Origin of the sequence: Pseudomonas corrugata (genome assembly GCF_001269905.1) — a bacterium.
Classification (GTDB): domain Bacteria; phylum Pseudomonadota; class Gammaproteobacteria; order Pseudomonadales; family Pseudomonadaceae; genus Aquipseudomonas; species Aquipseudomonas corrugata.
Genome location: NZ_LHVK01000008.1, coordinates 1 through 16910 on the forward strand (window position 1 = coordinate 1; position 16910 = coordinate 16910).

Genomic DNA, 16910 nt, shown 5'->3' on the forward strand with positions numbered 1-16910 from the left:
CATTCAGAATCGTTGCAAGCTAACCCACCGCTATCGCGAGCAGGCTCGCTCCCACAGAGCGTGGGAACGATCCCTCCCGAAGCTGCTAAACTCCCGCGCCTCATTTCCTTTAGGCGCGCTTGGCATGTCTTCCTTGAATCAGGCGCTGCGCGCCGCCCTCGACCAACGTCAGGACCTGCTCAGCCAGTTGCATCAGCAAGGCACCGATTGCTATCGCCTGTTCCATGGCAGCCAGGAAGGCGCACCCGGCCTGACCGTCGACCGCTACGGCCCGCAATTGCTGGTGCAGAGTTTCCATCAGTCGCTGGAACGCGAGGCCTTGTTGCAGTTGCATGGCATCGTCAACGAAGCCTTGGGCCTCGACACCCTGCTGGTCTACAACGATCGCGCCCGGGGCAACTCTCGGATCGACCGCCAGGACACGGTCTATCAGGCCGAAGAAGCCGCCCTGCAAGACCTAGTCGGCCATGAGTGGGGCCTGAATTATCGCGTTCGTGGACGCCATGCCGGGCAGGATCCGCTGCTGTTTCTCGACCTGCGCAATGCCCGGGGCTGGGTCAAGGAACACAGCCGCGACAAAAGCGTACTGAACCTGTTCGCCTACACCTGCGGCGTTGGCCTGAGCGCCGCGGCCGGTGGCGCACGGGAGGTGTGTAACCTGGACTTTGCCGAAGGCAATCTCGCGGTGGGTCGCGAAAACGGCCAGCTCAACCCCTCGTTAGCGCCCATGGAGTTCGTGCAGTCGGACTACTTCCCGGCGATCCGCCAACTGGCCGGCCTGCCCATCAGCCAACGGCGCGGCCAGAAGCTGCCCAGTTACGTGCGCCTGGAGCAACGCCAGTACGACCTGGTGCTGCTCGACCCACCGGCCTGGGCCAAGAGCGCCTTCGGCACCGTCGACCTGTTGCGGGACTACCAGAGCCTGCTCAAACCGGCGCTGCTGACCACCGCCGAGAATGGCGTACTGATCTGCTGCAACAACCTGGCAAAGGTCTCCATGGACGACTGGCGCGAACAGGTGTTGCGCTGTGCGGAAAAAGCCGGCCGGCCAGTGCGCGAATGGAGCACGCTGCTCCCCGCCGATGACTTTCCCTCCATGGACGGTAACCCTCCGCTCAAGACACTGATCCTGCAGTTGTGAGCCAACCCCAGGACTCCTACGGAAAAAACGGACAAATCTCATAAATCCCAGTGGCTTCGGAACCGTAAACGCATGCCATACTCCAAGGCACTCCGATTCCACCAGATGAAGCCACACATGCTCAAAGGATTGCTGCGCGCCCTCGGCGCCCTGTTCACCGCACTGGCCCTCTACAGCCTGCTGGGTTTCCTTATATTGCCCGGCATTGCCTTGCGAATCGCCAATCAGCAACTGGCCGACCATGCCACGGTGCCGGCCCGGATCCAGCGCATCGAACTCAATCCGTTCAGCCTTGAAGTCACTGTCTGGGGCCTGAATATCGGCGAACCGGGCAAGGAGCAGGTGGGCTTCGAACGGCTGTACGCCAACCTGCAGATCGACAGCCTGTGGTCCGGCGCGCTGCACCTGGCCGACATCGAACTGGACAAACCCAGGACCGAGGTGGTGTTCGCCAAGGACGGCCAGTTGAACCTCCTGGGTCTGTTCAAGCTGCCTCCCAGCGAACCGACCCCGGCCGATCCCGAGGCCAAGCCGTTTCCCCTGCGGGTCGACCGGATCAAGCTGGCCACAGGCTATGTCCACTTCCAGGATCTTCGCCCCAGCGAGCCCATCGAGTTTCTATACGACGCCCTTGATTTCGAGCTGAAGAACCTCAGCACCCTGCCCGACGACAGCGCCGACATGACCCTGGTGGCCGCCGGCCCCGAAGGTGGGAGAATCGACTGGACCGGTAATTTCAGTCTTTCGCCGATCGCGTCCGAGGGCAAACTCAAGGTCACCGATGGCCAGATGAAACTCTGGTGGCCTTACGTCCGCGACGCGGTACCGCTGGTGCTGGAGAACGGGCTCCTCAACCTGAGTACCGACTACAAGCTCAACCTGGCCAAGGGCACCGAGCTGCTGCTCAACAACGTGGCCGTCAGTGTCGCGCCTTTCGCCATCAAGGCTCCGGATGGCCGTCCGCTGGCAAAACTCGAACGCCTTGATGTCAGCGAAACCACGGTGGACCTGGCGAAACAACAGGTGGTCGTGGGCAAGATCCGTAGCCAGAAGCTCGAAACCTGGGCAGCACGCGAGGCCGATGGCCAGTTGGACTGGCAGAAACTCTTCGCCAGCCAGCCGACAAAACCGCAGGTCAAGGTCGAACCGGCATCGGCCCCGGCAGCGGCCGATTCTCCAAAACCCGAACCCAAGGCCCCCGGCAAACCGTGGCAAGTGCTATTGAAGGATGTGCAACTACGCGACTACCGGGTGCATCTGGCCGACCGCCAGGCGCAACCCGCCGTGACACTGGACGTCGGCCCGCTGAACCTCGACCTGCAGAACTACGACACCCTCAACGGCTCGCCTTTTACCCTCAAGCTTGAGACCGGCGTGGGTAAGCAGGGCAAGCTCCTGGCCGACGGCGAGGTCAACCTGAACCCGGTCACCGCCAGGCTCAAGGTCAAGACCCAGGACATCGACCTGCGTGTCGCCCAAGCCTATATCACACCTTTCATTCGCCTGGAGCTTCGCTCGGGGATGCTCGGCAGCGACCTGGCGGTCGACCTCAAGAGCACCGCACCGCTGGCCTTCGCGGTCACCGGCCGCGCCCAGATCGACCAACTGCACACCCTCGACACCCTCAAGACCCGCGACTTCGTCAAATGGCAGAGCCTGGTGCTCGAAGGCCTTGATTATCAGCATGGCGACAGCCTGTCCATCGACAAGGTCAACCTGCTCCAGCCTTATGCACGCTTCATGATCAACGACGATCACACCACCAACATCGATGACTTGCTGGTCCCACAGCCTCCGGACAGCGGCACGAAGAGCACTGCAGCAAAACCGGCGTCCCAGGAAAAACCGCTGGGTATCCACATCGGCGCGATTGCCATCAACGACGGCTCGGCCAACTTTGCCGACTTCAGCCTGACGCCGAATTTCGCCACGGCCATCCAGCAGCTCAACGGTCAGATCGGCACCATCGACAGCCGCCAGGCCAAACCGGCCAGCGTTGACGTCAAGGGCAAGGTCGACCGCTACGCGCCCGTGACAATCAAGGGGGCTCTCAACCCATTCGACCCGATGGCCAGCCTCGATATCGCCACCAGCTTCAAACGGGTGGAACTGACGACGCTGACGCCCTACTCCGGCAAATTCGCCGGCTATCGCATCCGCAAGGGCCGACTCAATCTCGACCTGCACTACCGGATCTCCAAGGGTCAGCTCCAGGCCGAGAACAAGGTAGTGGTCGAGCAACTGCAACTGGGGGAAAAGGTCGACAGCCCGGACGCCGTGAGCCTGCCGCTGAAACTGGCCGTCGCGCTGCTGAAGGATTCGCAAGGCAGGATTTCCATTGAGCTGCCGGTGTCCGGCAACCTCAACGACCCGCAATTCAGTGTGATGCCGATTGTCTGGCAGACCCTGCGCAACCTGGTGGTACGAGCGGCCCAGGCGCCCTTCAAACTCATCGGCGGGCTGGTGGCCGGCGGTGGCTCGGAAGACTTGGGCAATGTCGCCTTCGCGCCGGGCTCCAGCGACCTGAGCCAGGAAAGCGAAGGTGTGCTGCTCAAGCTCTCCGAGGCACTGGCCAAGCGTCCGGAACTGCGCCTGGAAATCGAAGGCACAGCCGCCGAAAGCAGCGACGGGCCGCTGCTCGCCGGCCAGCGCCTGGAACGCGAATACCAGTACAACTACTACAAGATGCTGCAACGCCGGGGCGACAAGGTTCCGGCCAAGGCGGCGCTGCTGCAGGTGCCGGAGGACGAAAAGGCACCGCTGCTGGAAGGCATCTATCGAACCCGTCTCAAGGCCCAGCCGCCGGCCGAATGGACACAACTGGATAAAAAGGCCCGCATGGAGAAACTGCGTGAAGGTGTCATCAAGTTCTGGAGCGGCAGCGATGTATTGCTCCGCGAGCTGGGCCAGGAGCGGGCCAGCAGCATCAAGGACTTCCTGGTGGACAAGGGCCAACTGGCCGATGACCGTGTCTATTTCATCGACGCCAGCCTCGGCCAGGCCGAAAGCGACGGGCGTGTGATCACGCCTCTGCATCTGGATGCCGAATAGGATGAAGCTTCTCTACTGGCTCGGCCTGGGCTTACTGCTCAATACCCCCTACGCATCGGCTGCCGACACATTGCGTTGCGGCAGCCAGCTCATCAGCGTCGGCGACCGCTCGAGCGAGGTCCTGCAAAAGTGCGGGCAACCGGTGGCGCGGGATGATCTGGGCTACAAACGCAGCGTCAATCGCCGGGAGGAATACCCGGTGGAAGAATGGACCTATGGCCCCAACAGCGGCATGTACCAGTTCCTGCGCTTCGAGGGTAATCGACTGGTGCAGATCACCAGTCGGCGTGGGCATTGACCGAGGCTGGCCGTGGTACCGCCATCGCGAGCAGGCTCGCTCCCACAAGGGATCGGCGCCGACCTTGGATTGTGAGAACACCCCGGGCCAATGTGGGAGCGAGCCTGCTCGCGATGGCGATGGACCTGCCGATACCGTTGTCGGCTGATTGTCATCCACAATAAAACAGGCCCCCGGCAAAATGCCGGAGGCCTGTGGCGGCCACGTCCCTGTGGCCTTTCGCATGAACTCCAAAGCAACGGCAAACGTATGACTCAGCCCGTTTGCCGCGCCCTCTCCCAGTCCAGGCGAGAAGTCTTGGCCTTATTCGGCCTTCAGGCCATCAGCCGATACGGCTTTGACGCCTTTGATTTTCTTGGCGATCGCCACTGCGGTGGTTTTTTGCGCTTCGGTAATCGCAACAGTCGAAGACAGGGACACTACGCCTTTGTTGGTTTCAACCTTGATGTCGGAGCCTGGGATACCTTTTTCGGTAACCAGATCGGCTTTGACTTTGGTGGTGATCCAGGTGTCCTTGGTTTCTTCCTTGGCTTTAGTCACTTCACCAGCAGCCAGCATCATTGGAGCCTGAGTCGCTTGAGCAGTCTCGGCAAATGCGTTAGCCATGGTCAAGGTCAGTGCGGCAGCAGCAGCGGCAGTGATAGCGAACTTCTTCATACGAGTAACTCCTGTTTTTCTCAGAAACTGCCGGAGGTGGATCCCGGCAGGGTTATCAGGAGTAGTGCGAAGGATGTGCCAGTTTTGACGAATAAAATAATTTATTATAAATCAACTAGTTAAGCGAAACGCCTATTTGCTCGATCATGCAAAATGCATGAGCGACCGATTCTGTACATGCAAGTTGCGGTTTTTTCCGCTTCTTAAACAGCTGAATTAACGAGCTTTTTTTGTTTCACTGGCAAAAGAGCGCAAAAAACCCCGCAATTAAAGCGGGGTTCTTCGTAAACCATGCCCTCAACTACCGGCAGCCGCACCGGTACATCCAGCCGGCAGGTATTCCTGGGCTGCCGTCGAAGCACAGGTCCAGACACCAGTTGCCGAGCGCGACAAAGTTATGGTCTTGCCAAGTACCGGAGCGGGCGCATTCAACAAGGCGCACGCTATGGTGCCCGTACCGTCTGCAGCGGTACCTGAGGCGGTTAATGTGCAATTACTGGTGGGGGAGGTTCCACCAATGTTGGCCAACGTAGGGCTGGTCCCCTGATTCATGACGTCCTCGAACGGCACTTTCAGTGCGGACACTTCCGCCAACCCTGCCGTCGCCTTCGCCCGCGCTTGGTACTTGGAATACTGCGGCAATGCAAACGTCGCCAGGATGCCGATGATCGCCACGACGATCAGCAGTTCGATCAGGGTAAAACCATTCTGCTTGCTCATAAACCTCTCCATTGCATGAGGCGAAATCTCATGGTTGGAGGAGGTATTGCACGGCACATGCCAACCCTTGCAGCCCTGCCAGCAAGGGGTTCCAGCCAGTAGAATGGCGACGTCCTACCCCAACAACCGCACTATCTGACGTTTTTTGTCACCCGCCCCCGCTGGTTTGGCGTCGATGCTTGACTAGGCTATAAGTCATGAACTGTCAGCAGTCGGGATCCCCATGAATGACATCGCCCTCAGCGGTTTGACCAAGCAACTGGTACTGGCCGAGCTGATCACCGAGCAAAGCGCGCAGCAGGCGCAGCAGCAAGCCCAACGCAACCGCATGCCCCTGGTCAGCTACCTTGTGCAGAACAGATTGGTCCAGAGTCGCCAGGTTGCTGAAATTGCCTCGGAGCATTTCGGCGTCGCCCTGCTGGACCTCAACAGCCTGGACAAGGAAAGCCAGCCCACCGGCCTTGTCAGTGAAAAACTGGTTCGGCAACACCATGCCCTGCCGCTGTGGCGGCGCGGCAACAAGCTGTTCGTGGGTATCTCCGACCCCACCAACCACCAGGCCATCAACGACATCCAGTTCAGTACCGGCCTGACCACCGAAGCCATCCTGGTAGAGGACGACAAACTCAGCGATGCCATCGAGAAGTTTTTCGAATCCAGCACCACCGGCCTGGAAGGCATGGGGGATGTCGACCTCGACGGCCTGGACATCGAGTCGGACGACGATCGCAAACAGGACGCCATTGCCGGCCAGGACGCTGACGATGCGCCGGTGGTGCGGTTCGTCAACAAGATGCTGCTGGACGCGATCAAGGGTGGCTCTTCCGACCTGCACTTCGAACCCTATGAGAAATCCTACCGGGTGCGGGTACGTACCGACGGCATGTTGCGGGAGGTGGCGAGGCCGCCGACCCAACTGGCCGGCCGCATCGCCGCGCGCCTGAAGGTCATGGCCAGCCTGGATATTTCCGAGCGGCGCAAGCCGCAGGACGGCCGGTTGAAAATGCGCCTGTCGAAAACCAAGTCCATCGACTTCCGGGTCAATACCCTGCCCACGCTCTGGGGCGAAAAAGTGGTGATCCGGATTCTCGACCCTTCCAGCGCGCAAATGGGTATCGATGCCCTGGGCTACGAACCGGATCAGAAAGAGCTCTACCTCGCGGCCCTCAAACAACCCCAAGGGCTGATCCTGGTCACCGGGCCGACCGGCTCGGGCAAGACTGTCTCGCTCTACACCGGCCTGAATATCCTCAATACCGTGGACATCAATATTTCCACCGCCGAAGATCCGGTGGAAATCAACATGGAAGGCATCAACCAGGTCAACGTGAACCCCCGCCAGGGACTGGACTTTGCCCAGGCCCTGCGCTCCTTCCTGCGTCAGGACCCGGACGTGATCATGGTGGGAGAGATCCGCGACCTGGAAACGGCGGAAATCGCCATCAAGGCAGCCCAGACCGGGCACATGGTGCTCTCCACCCTGCACACCAACAGTGCCGCGGAAACCCTGATCCGCTTGCAGAACATGGGCATCCCCGGCTTCAACATCGCCACGGCGGTCCACCTGATCATCGCCCAGCGCCTGGCGCGAAAACTGTGCAACCAATGCAAGAAGGCCACGGAGATTCCCGAGGAAACCCTGCTCAAGGAAGGCTTCCCCAAGGAACGCATCGGCTCGTTCACGATCTATGAGCCGGTCGGTTGTGAACAGTGCAACAGTGGCTACAAAGGACGCGTGGGGGTTTACGAAGTGGTGAAAAATACGCCCGAACTGCAACGGCTGATCATGGCCGAAGGCAATTCCCTGGAAATCGATCTGCAAATGCGCAAGGACGGGTTCAACGACCTGCGCACTTCGGGGTTACTGAAAGTGATGCAAGGGGTGACCAGCCTCGAAGAAATCAACCGGGTCACCAAGGATTGAATATGGCGGCCAAGGCAGTAAAAACCGATACCTATACCTGGGAAGGCAAAGACCGCAAGGGCGCGAAGATGTCCGGCGAGCTGACCGGCCAGAGCCCGGCCCTGGTCAAGGCGCAATTGCGCAAGCAAGGCATCAACCCGGGCAAGGTCCGCAAGAAATCCACCTCGATATTCAGCAAGGGCAAACGCATCAAGCCGCTGGATATCGCCCTCTTCACCCGCCAGATGGCGACGATGCTCAAGGCCGGTGTGCCCCTGCTGCAAGCCTTCGACATCATTGGCGAAGGCTTCGACAATGCCAACATGCGCAAGCTGGTAGACGAGGTGAAGCAGGAGGTCGCCGCCGGCAACAGTTTCGCCGCGTCGTTGCGCAAGTGCCCGCAATACTTCGACGAGTTGTACTGCAACCTGGTGGACGCGGGTGAACAGGCCGGTGCCCTGGACACCTTGCTGGATCGGGTCGCGACCTACAAGGAGAAGAGCGAAGCCCTCAAGGCCAAGATCAAGAAAGCCATGACCTATCCGGCGGCCGTCGTGCTCGTAGCGGCAGTCGTCACCGGCATTCTACTGGTCAAGGTGGTGCCGCAGTTCGAATCGGTGTTCTCCGGATTCGGCGCGAAACTGCCTGCGTTCACCCTGATGGTCATCGGCCTGTCGGAGTTCATGCAAGAGTCGTGGTGGCTGCTGCTGGGCGGGGCTGTGGGCACATTTTTTGGCGTGAAGTATGCGCTCAAGCGCTCCCAGGGTTTTCGTGACTGGCGTGATAAATGGCTGCTCAAGCTGCCGCTGGTGGGCACCCTGATGTACAAATCCGCGGTAGCCCGCTACGCCCGGACACTGTCCACCACCTTCGCCGCCGGCGTGCCACTGGTGGAGGCTCTGGACTCTGTCTCCGGCGCCACCGGCAACGTGGTGTTCAAACGTGCGGTCCAGCGCATCCGGCAAGATGTCTCGACCGGTATGCAGTTGAATTTTTCCATGCGTGCCTCAGGCATATTCCCGAACCTGGCGATCCAGATGACCGCCATCGGCGAGGAATCCGGAGCACTGGACGATATGCTCGACAAGGTGGCAGGTTTCTATGAGGCCGAGGTCGACAACCTGGTGGACAATCTCACCAGTCTGATGGAACCGTTCATCATGGTGGTCCTGGGGGTGGTTGTCGGCGGTCTTGTGGTTGCCATGTACCTGCCCATCTTTCAACTCGGCTCTGCGATCTGACATGCCCCTGACCGGATTCTTCATCCTTTATCCCCTGGCCTTTGTGCTGACCGCACTTTTGCTCGGGCTGATCGTCGGCAGCTTCCTCAATGTCCTGGTGTGGCGGTTGCCCAAGATGCTCACCCGGGAATGGCGGCTGCAAGCCCACGACCTGCTGGGCCTGCCCGCCGAAACACCCGGCCCGGCCTACAACCTGATGCTGCCTCACTCCCATTGCCCTCACTGCGGCCACCGCATCCGGGCCTGGGAAAATATCCCATTGCTCAGTTACCTCGCACTGCGTGGTCGCTGTTCCAGTTGCGCGGCCCCCATTGGGCGACGGTATCCCCTGACCGAGCTGGCCTGCGCTGCGCTGTCGGCCTTCGTCGCCTGGCATTTCGGCTTTGGCTGGCAGGCCGCGCTGGTGATGGTCCTAAGCTGGGGCCTGCTGGGCATGAGTCTGATCGATGCGGAGCATCAGCTACTGCCCGATACACTGGTGCTGCCGTTGTTGTGGCTGGGGCTGATCGTCAACAGCTTCGGGCTGTTCGTCTCGTTGAACCAGGCGGTATGGGGAGCGGTGGCCGGCTATCTCGCGCTGTGGTCGGTATTCTGGATCTTCAAGTTGATCACCGGCAAGGAAGGCATGGGCTACGGAGACTTCAAGCTGCTGGCGATGCTGGGGGCCTGGGGCGGCTGGCAAATTCTGCCGCTGACGCTGCTGCTATCGTCGCTGGTGGGCGCCGTGATCGGAGTCGTTGTGTTGCGCATGCGAAGTGCCCCGGCTTCGACGCAGATCCCCTTCGGGCCCTATTTGGCCATTGCCGGCTGGATTGCCTTGCTCTGGGGTGGTCAAATAACCGACTTCTATTGGCACTCTGTCGGTTTCTAATGATTTCTCTATGAACAATCCCGTGGAAAAACCCTGGATTCTTGGCCTGACCGGCGGTATCGGCAGCGGTAAAAGTGCTGCGGCCCAGCATTTCATCGACCTGGGCGTGCATGTCATAGACGCTGATCATGCGGCGCGCTGGGTAGTCGAGCCGGGGCGTCCGGCGCTGGCAAAAATCGCCGAACACTTCGGTCCGGACGTGCTGCAGGCCGACGGCACGCTGAATCGCGCGGCCCTGCGCAAACTGATTTTCGAGAACGCCGATGAGCGGCGCTGGCTCGAGACCCTGCTGCATCCGTTGATCGCCGAGGAAATTGCCCATCACCTGGCCCAGGCCCGGTCGCCGTACGCAATACTCGTCTCACCACTGTTGATCGAGTCAGGGCAGTACGCCATGACCCACCGCATCCTGGTGATCGACGCGCCTGAACCACTTCAGATCGAACGGACCTTGCAGCGCGACCAGATCAGCGAGCAACAGGTCCAGGCGATACTCAAGGCACAGTCCAGCCGCCAGGATCGCCTGAACCATGCCGACGATGTGGTGGTCAACGACCGCGACCTCGCCTGGCTGCACAGTGAGGTCGAACGCCTGCATCATTTTTACCTTACATTGCGTGGAGGCCAATCATGAGCCAGACCCCAACCGTTGACTGCCCGACCTGCGGCGCCCCTGTCGAATGGAGCCCGGAGAGCAAATTCCGACCATTCTGTTCCGATCGCTGCAAACTCATCGACCTGGGCGCCTGGGCGTCGGAAGAACACAAGATACCCGTCAGCCCCGACGCCGAGGACGAACTGTTCAGCGAAGATTTCAACCCCCGTTCACACCACTAGCGGCCTAAGGCCGCATGAAACCGTAGTCCTGTTTTTCGTCGAGATTTTCCGCCAGGAAGTTCAACTCATCGGCCAGGTCCTCGGCGCTGCGCACTGTCTTGCTCTGTTGCACAATCGCACTGAGCAAGGCTCGCAGGCTCAGGCCCGGATCGAAACCGATTTCCATAGCGGCATCGTGGCTACGCCTGATCTCTTGTCTCGCCCACTCATAAACACCCATCGTTATGCTCCTGGAAGTTTTCCAGAGCATGAGCGGCGCCTGCCTGCACGACCTTGATATGCATCAAGACTTGTCGTCATCCTTCCAGGGTGCCGACAGATAGCGCGTGCGGTTGAAGGTTTCCAGCCATTCGGGACTGAACACTACCAGCGCACTGATCACCATGCCGTTGATGAACGCTTCGGGAAAAATGATCAACCAGAGATAGCCGACGAAATCGCTCAGCCAGTAAGGCATGGCGAACACCCCGTCGTACCACAACAGACCAAGACCCAGCAGCAGGCACAGCAATGCCGACAGGGCTGCGGCGAGGAACCCCGAGCAGAAGATATACACGAACAGGTTACGTGGCTGGGCACGCTCCACCAGGACCGCGCAGGATTCGGTGACCAGCACCGGCAACAAGATCAACAACACTCCGTTGACGCCCAGCGCCACCATGTCCTGACGCCCCAGCAGCACCAGTGCAAGCTGGGCAATGAGGCCGCCAACGATTGCCAACGGCCAGTCCAGCAACAGCGTCACGGCAGTCATGCCGATGAAGTGATAGGACACACCGGTATCGAAATCCCGTCGCACCAGCCACAACATGAACAGCGCCAGTACCGTGCCAAACAGCAGGTGCTGGCGACGGCTGTCGGTAAACAGCTCCACCCACGGTGCTCGCCATACCGCCCAGGCCAGCACCGGGACGTAGATCAGCCAGCCAGCCGCAAGTGTCTGGGGTGAGAGCAGTTCGGCTCCGATCATGGGGACTACACCTTTCGCTTGTTTTTTCCAGCAGCCGGCACAGTGCATTCCCGTCGGACTGCGTAGGAGCCGTCGAGCGAAGCGAGGCTGCGATCTTTTCCCAGACACTTGAGTTCCAAGTGAAAGATTAAAAGATCGCAGGCTTCGCCAGCTCCTACAACCTCAAACTCTTTTGGGCGCGCTACGCACGCCAGCGGGGATAAATCCCCTCGCCACAAGAATTGTGCACAGTTTTATGTCTCTATCGACACGTAGAGTCTACACCCCACTCATAAGACTCATTCATCAACGCAACGCTTCCAGCTTGTCGCAATTGAAAGCTAAGCTTGAGCTCATGGATGATTCCGATTATTTACGCCTGCTGACCATCGCGGCCGAGCAAGCCAACGCCTTTCTCTCCAATGCCCGCAAATGGGAGCGTGAGCGTTGGGTCTGCCAGCGACTGCTGCAAGGGCTGAACGTGCCCTACCGCGCCGACGAATTCACCCCCGCCGGGGAGCCGCCGGACGTGTTGTTCCGTGACGCCAACTTCGAGGTGTTCTTCGTCCTCGACGAGGGCCGCCGGCTCAATGACGAATGGCGCGATGAACTGCAACGTCGCCGCAGTGCATTCTCCCTGAGCCAACTGGTGCGCCGCGAAGCCAAGCCCAGGCGGATCCCGGCCAACGAGTTCCTGCTGAGGCTGGCGCCGACCCTGCGCAAGAAAGCCCACAATTACACCGAACGCGGCATGGACCTGGGAGAACTGGACATCATTGCCTTCGCCAGCCTGAAGCGTGAAGTGCTGGACCTCAACAGCCATTTCCCGCCGCCCACCGAATACCTGCGCCAGGGCTGGCGCTCGCTATCGCTGGTGGGGCCGACCTTCGCCCGGGTGCTGTTCGCCCACCCCGACGCGCCGGACTTCCTGCGAGGCAACCTGGGGCGCAGCATCGTGTTTGATGTGGGGATCAGCCTGTGAATCATCACCGCGTCCACCGAACGGCTATGCTGTTCGCAGCCACAAACAATCCCCTGTAACGTACACGCACTTCGCAACGTCTACCTGACGAGGCCTTTATGACCAGCCGCCTGAACCCTGACGACCAGAAGCATGTCGAAGAGTACCTGCAACTGTCCCAGCACCGAGTCGAGCGCCGGCCTTTCCGGCCGTGGATGCTCCTGGTGGTGGTACTGGCCGTGACGATCGGCCTGGGCCTGTTGAGCCGACTGATCAGTTACCTGACGCTATGAGCTGCCTGCTATCGAGGGATACGATACTGGCACTCGCGAGGGTAACGGCACCGATTTCCTTTAGCCTTGCGAGATATCCCCATGACTCATCGTATTGTCATCGTTGGCGGCGGCGCCGGCGGCCTGGAGTTGGCTACCCGTCTGGGTAAGACCCTGGGCAAGCGTGGCACGGCCAGCGTGATGCTGGTCGACGCGAACCTGACCCACATCTGGAAACCCCTGCTGCACGAAGTCGCGGCCGGCTCCCTGAATTCCTCCGAAGACGAACTCAACTACGTCGCCCAGGCGAAATGGAACCACTTCGAGTTCCAGCTCGGGCGCATGAGCGGCCTGGACCGCGAACGAAAAAGTATCCAACTGGCCGCCACCTATGACGAAGCCGGCGTGGAACTGCTGCCGGCCCGGGTGCTGGGCTACGATACCCTGGTGATTGCCGTCGGCAGCACCACCAATGACTTCGGCACCGAGGGCGCAGCGCAACATTGCCTGTTCCTCGATACCCGCAAACAGGCCGAGCGCTTCCATCAGCAATTGCTCAACCATTACCTGCGCGCCCACGCCGGCCAGACCGATGCCGTGGAGCGGATCAGCGTCGCCATCGTCGGTGCCGGTGCCACCGGCGTCGAACTGGCGGCCGAGCTGCATAACGCCGCCCATGAGCTGGCGGCTTATGGGCTGGACCGGATCAAGCCGGAAAACATGCACATCACCCTGATCGAAGCCGGGCCACGGGTGCTGCCGGCATTGCCGGAGCGTATCGGCGGGCCCGTACACAAGACCCTGGAAAAGCTCGGGGTCAATGTCATGACCAACGCCGCGGTCGGCCAGGTGACGGCCGACAGCCTGATCACCGTCGATGGCAAAGTGATCGACGCCAGCCTGAAAGTCTGGGCCGCCGGGATTCGCGCACCGGAATTCCTCAAGGACATTGACGGGCTGGAAACCAACCGGATCAACCAGTTGCACGTACTGCCGACCCTGCAGACCACCTGTGACGAGAACATCTTCGCCTTCGGTGACTGCGCCGCCTGCCCGCAACCGGGCAGCGATCGCAACGTACCGCCCCGCGCCCAGGCGGCGCACCAGCAGGCATCGCTGTTGGCCAAGTCTTTGAAGCTGCGGATCGAAGGCAAGGCGTTGCCGCATTACAAGTACACCGACTACGGCTCGCTGATCTCGCTGTCGAGGTTCTCGGCGGTGGGCAACCTGATGGGTAATCTCACCGGCAGCGTGATGCTCGAAGGCTGGCTGGCGCGGATGTTCTACGTGTCGCTGTACCGCATGCACCAGATGGCGTTGTATGGAATGTTCCGTACGGCCATGTTGATGCTGGGCAGCAAGATCGGACGCGGGACCGAGCCGCGGCTCAAATTGCACTGAACAACAGTCGTTGCCTGAAACACCGTTTTCGCGAGCAGGCTCGCTCCCACAGGGTCTGGTGGCGTAGGCGGATACCGCATACACCCAGACCCAATGCGGGAGCGGGCAAGCGCTAATGCAGTCAGTTAAGCCACAAACCTGTGGGAGCAAGCTTCACTCCCACAGGTGTTGCGTCGTTTGATCCTTAACTGACTGGCATTAGGGCGAGCCCGGGTCCCACAGGGTTTGATGATGTATACAAATGCTGCATCCACCCCGAATCCCATGTGGGAGCGTGGCTTGCCCGCGAAGACGGCGGTGCAGTCGACGCAAGTCTCCTCCTGCACTCAAACCTGAAACCGCTGCACCATCGTGCGCAACGAGTTCGCCAGTTGCGACAGTTCATGGCTGGACGCGCTGGTCTGGTCTGCGCCAGTGGCCGAGCGCACCGACAGATCACGGATGTTCACCAGGTTGCGATCAACCTCGCGGGCCACCTGTGCCTGCTCTTCGGCCGCGCTGGCGATCACCAGGTTGCGCTCGTGGATTTCGCTGACCGACGCGGTGATGGTCTGCAATGCCTCGCCCGCCCGTTCCGCCATCGCCAGGGTGCTGGCAGCGCGGGCCGAGCTGGCCTGCATGGAATCCAGGGCCTGGGTGGCGCCGCTGCGCATGCCCTGGACCATCTGTTCGATTTCCTGGGTCGATTGCTGCGTGCGGTAAGCCAGCGCTCGCACTTCATCAGCCACCACCGCAAACCCTCGACCGCTTTCGCCGGCCCGGGCCGCCTCAATGGCCGCGTTGAGGGCCAGCAAATTGGTTTGCTCGGCAATGGCCCGGATCACGTCCAGGACCTTGCCGATATCCTGCGACTGGTTGGCCAAGGATTGCACCAACCCACCCGTCACCTGCACGTCACTGGCGAGGGCGCCAATCGCGTCAACCGTGTCGCTGACCCGCTGCTGTCCGAGGGATGCCGACTCACTGGACTGACGCGTGGCGTCGGAGGTGGAAACTGCGTTGCGCGCCACTTCCTCTACGGCAGTGGTCATTTCGGTGACGGCCGTGGCGGCCTGTTCAATTTCGTTGTTCTGCTGTTGCAGGCTCTGGGTGCTGTCGAGGGTGACGGCGTTCAGCTCATCGGCTGCCGTTGCCAGCTGCGCCGCCGAACCACTGATGCTCTGCAGCGTATCGCGCAGGTTTTTCTGCATGGTCGCCAAGGCCTTGAGCAAGCGGCTCACTTCGTCATTGCCATGGGTCTCGATCGGCCGGGTCAGGTCACCTACAGCCACGCTTTCCGCGGCGCTCAGCGCTTCACCCAGGGGTTTGACGATGCTGCGCGTCAACAACATCGCCAGGACGACGGTAGCCAGGGCGGCCAAGACGATGAACAGGCTAACGATCATCCGGGAACTGGCGTAATGCTCCTGGGATTTCTGGCTCTCGATGGACACCTGTTTGGAAAACAGCTCCGCCAGGTCATTGAGTTGCTTGCCGGAACCGTCCACGACGGTTTTCATGTCCACCAGCAGCAATTTGATCAGTTCGTCGCGGCGCCCCTGCTCCGCGAGGATGAAGGATTGCGCGATACCCGCGCGGTAGGCGGCAAACGTCTGCTTGAACTGGTCGTAGAGCGCTTTGCCTTCAGGGGTCACGACGAGCTTTTCGTAACTGGCGATTTTTTCGCTCAGTTCCTTGTCACGGACATCCATTTGCCCACGGTAGACCGAGATGTTCTTGGGGTCTTGGTCCAGGGCCATGCGCAGGGAGATGGTTCGAATGCGCAGCATCCACTCGCGAATCTCGTCACCGCCGCGAATGCTCGGTAGCCACTGGGTTTCCACCGCGACCTCACTGTCGCGAATACTCGACATCTGCCCCAGCGCAAACACCCCCAGCAGTGCCACCAGCACGGCGATCAAGGCAAAACCCAGCGCCGCACGAGGGGCGATATTCAGTTGACGAAGAAACATAACGGGCGCCTTTTTTGTTATTGGCCTGAGATGGGGCCATGCCCCTGTCGGTGGGCTATCGGCTAGTTGTACGATAACTTAAGACTTGCGGCATTTCGCGCAGACAAAAAAAATCCCCGTATCTTTCGATACGAGGATTTTCAGTATGGTCGGGGTAAGGGGATTCGAACTCCTGACATCCTGCTCCCAAAGCAGGCGCGCTACCGGACTGCGCTATACCCCGGTAATAAAAAGGCGACCTTTGCAAGTCGCCTTCCTCGATCAGCGCTTTTGGCCTCTGATCTTAAGATTCGATTCCAGCGAACTGGTCTCAAAAATGGTGGGTCGTGTGGGATTCGAACCTACGACCAATTGGTTAAAAGCCAACTGCTCTACCAACTGAGCTAACGACCCAAATATGGTCGGGGTAAGGGGATTCGAACTCCTGACATCCTGCTCCCAAAGCAGGCGCGCTACCGGACTGCGCTATACCCCGATTGAAATGGCTCCGTGACCAGGACTCGAACCTGGGACCCAATGATTAACAGTCATTTGCTCTACCGACTGAGCTATCACGGAACTGATATTTCAAGTTGCAACCTTGAAGCTTGATTGAATCCAGCTTCAACCTCTTCTACCCGTTTGCATCGCTGCGTTCGTGTGTCTGAGGCGCGCTA

Annotated in this window: 16 protein-coding genes and 4 tRNA genes; 11 read left to right on the forward strand and 9 right to left on the reverse strand. The window is 60.2% G+C overall.

Going from position 1 to position 16910, the window contains the following annotated elements; translation table 11 throughout:
• The first annotated feature begins 124 nt into the window (after positions 1-124).
• From AD665_RS11305 to AD665_RS11315, 3 genes are all read left to right on the forward strand, one after another.
• Positions 125-1141 carry a class I SAM-dependent rRNA methyltransferase gene (locus tag AD665_RS11305; protein WP_024779587.1) on the forward strand — a complete coding sequence of 339 codons (1017 nt, stop codon included), beginning with the start codon at positions 125-127 and terminating at the stop codon, positions 1139-1141.
• Between the two features lie 117 nt (positions 1142-1258).
• Positions 1259-4192 carry a DUF748 domain-containing protein gene (locus AD665_RS11310; RefSeq protein WP_053192125.1) on the forward strand — a complete coding sequence of 978 codons (2934 nt, stop codon included), beginning with the start codon at positions 1259-1261 and terminating at the stop codon, positions 4190-4192.
• Position 4193: 1 nt separating this feature from the next.
• Positions 4194-4490, forward strand: coding sequence for a DUF2845 domain-containing protein (locus AD665_RS11315; RefSeq protein WP_053192127.1), 297 nt, complete (start codon positions 4194-4196; stop codon positions 4488-4490).
• Between the two features lie 303 nt (positions 4491-4793).
• Here AD665_RS11315 and AD665_RS11320 read toward each other — a convergent pair whose 3' ends face one another.
• Complete coding sequence (locus tag AD665_RS11320; RefSeq protein WP_024779584.1) at positions 4794-5147, reverse strand: BON domain-containing protein; 354 nt, start codon at positions 5145-5147, stop codon at positions 4794-4796.
• 297 nt (positions 5148-5444) lie between these two features.
• Positions 5445-5867: a pilin gene (locus AD665_RS11325; RefSeq protein WP_024779583.1), complete on the reverse strand. Its 423-nt coding sequence runs from the start codon at positions 5865-5867 to the stop codon at positions 5445-5447.
• 223 nt (positions 5868-6090) lie between these two features.
• Here AD665_RS11325 and pilB point away from each other — a divergent pair, with 223 nt between their 5' ends.
• From pilB to yacG, 5 genes are read left to right on the forward strand one after another with little or no spacing between them, the layout of a single operon-like run.
• Entirely contained in the window at positions 6091-7791 is a 1701-nt protein-coding gene (pilB, locus tag AD665_RS11330; RefSeq protein ID WP_053192129.1) for a type IV-A pilus assembly ATPase PilB, read from the forward strand.
• Between the two features lie 2 nt (positions 7792-7793).
• A complete protein-coding gene (locus tag AD665_RS11335) occupies positions 7794-9011 on the forward strand; it encodes a type II secretion system F family protein (RefSeq protein WP_024779581.1) in 1218 nt (405 codons plus the stop codon).
• Between the two features lies 1 nt (position 9012).
• Positions 9013-9882, forward strand: coding sequence for a prepilin peptidase (locus AD665_RS11340; protein WP_024779580.1), 870 nt, complete (start codon positions 9013-9015; stop codon positions 9880-9882).
• A gap of 10 nt (positions 9883-9892) precedes the next feature.
• A complete protein-coding gene (gene coaE, locus AD665_RS11345) occupies positions 9893-10516 on the forward strand; it encodes a dephospho-CoA kinase (RefSeq protein WP_024779579.1) in 624 nt (207 codons plus the stop codon).
• Positions 10513-10719 carry a DNA gyrase inhibitor YacG gene (gene yacG, locus AD665_RS11350; RefSeq protein WP_024779578.1) on the forward strand — a complete coding sequence of 69 codons (207 nt, stop codon included), beginning with the start codon at positions 10513-10515 and terminating at the stop codon, positions 10717-10719. Before coaE ends, yacG begins: the two co-directional genes overlap by 4 nt.
• Before the next feature lie 4 nt (positions 10720-10723).
• On the opposite strand, the gene AD665_RS11355 is transcribed toward yacG, so the two are convergent.
• Positions 10724-10939, reverse strand: a complete 216-nt coding sequence (locus AD665_RS11355; RefSeq protein WP_024779577.1) for a hypothetical protein — start codon at positions 10937-10939, stop codon at positions 10724-10726.
• A gap of 63 nt (positions 10940-11002) precedes the next feature.
• Entirely contained in the window at positions 11003-11689 is a 687-nt protein-coding gene (locus AD665_RS11360) for an energy-coupling factor ABC transporter permease (RefSeq protein WP_024779576.1), read from the reverse strand.
• Positions 11690-12023: 334 nt separating this feature from the next.
• Here AD665_RS11360 and AD665_RS11365 point away from each other — a divergent pair, with 334 nt between their 5' ends.
• The 3 genes from AD665_RS11365 (at position 12024) to AD665_RS11375 (ending at position 14302) form a co-directional block, all read left to right on the forward strand.
• The gene (locus AD665_RS11365) at positions 12024-12650 is read left to right on the forward strand and encodes a DUF1780 domain-containing protein (protein WP_024779575.1); all 627 of its coding nucleotides are present in this window, start codon (positions 12024-12026) and stop codon (positions 12648-12650) included.
• A 98-nt stretch (positions 12651-12748) separates the two neighbouring features.
• The gene (locus AD665_RS11370; RefSeq protein WP_003185543.1) at positions 12749-12922 is read left to right on the forward strand and encodes a DUF3094 domain-containing protein; all 174 of its coding nucleotides are present in this window, start codon (positions 12749-12751) and stop codon (positions 12920-12922) included.
• 81 nt (positions 12923-13003) lie between these two features.
• Positions 13004-14302: an NAD(P)/FAD-dependent oxidoreductase gene (locus tag AD665_RS11375; protein WP_053192131.1), complete on the forward strand. Its 1299-nt coding sequence runs from the start codon at positions 13004-13006 to the stop codon at positions 14300-14302.
• A gap of 326 nt (positions 14303-14628) precedes the next feature.
• Here the strand turns inward: AD665_RS11375 and AD665_RS28305 are convergent, their stop codons facing one another.
• The 5 genes from AD665_RS28305 to AD665_RS11400 all read right to left on the reverse strand — a co-directional run bounded on the left by AD665_RS28305 (position 14629) and on the right by AD665_RS11400 (position 16812).
• A complete protein-coding gene (locus AD665_RS28305; RefSeq protein ID WP_024779573.1) occupies positions 14629-16254 on the reverse strand; it encodes a methyl-accepting chemotaxis protein in 1626 nt (541 codons plus the stop codon).
• A 146-nt stretch (positions 16255-16400) separates the two neighbouring features.
• Positions 16401-16477, reverse strand: a tRNA-Pro gene (locus tag AD665_RS11385).
• 94 nt (positions 16478-16571) lie between these two features.
• Positions 16572-16647: transfer RNA gene (locus tag AD665_RS11390), tRNA-Lys, on the reverse strand.
• A 5-nt stretch (positions 16648-16652) separates the two neighbouring features.
• Positions 16653-16729, reverse strand: a tRNA-Pro gene (locus AD665_RS11395).
• Positions 16730-16736: 7 nt separating this feature from the next.
• Positions 16737-16812, reverse strand: a tRNA-Asn gene (locus tag AD665_RS11400).
• Positions 16813-16910 lie beyond the last annotated feature (98 nt).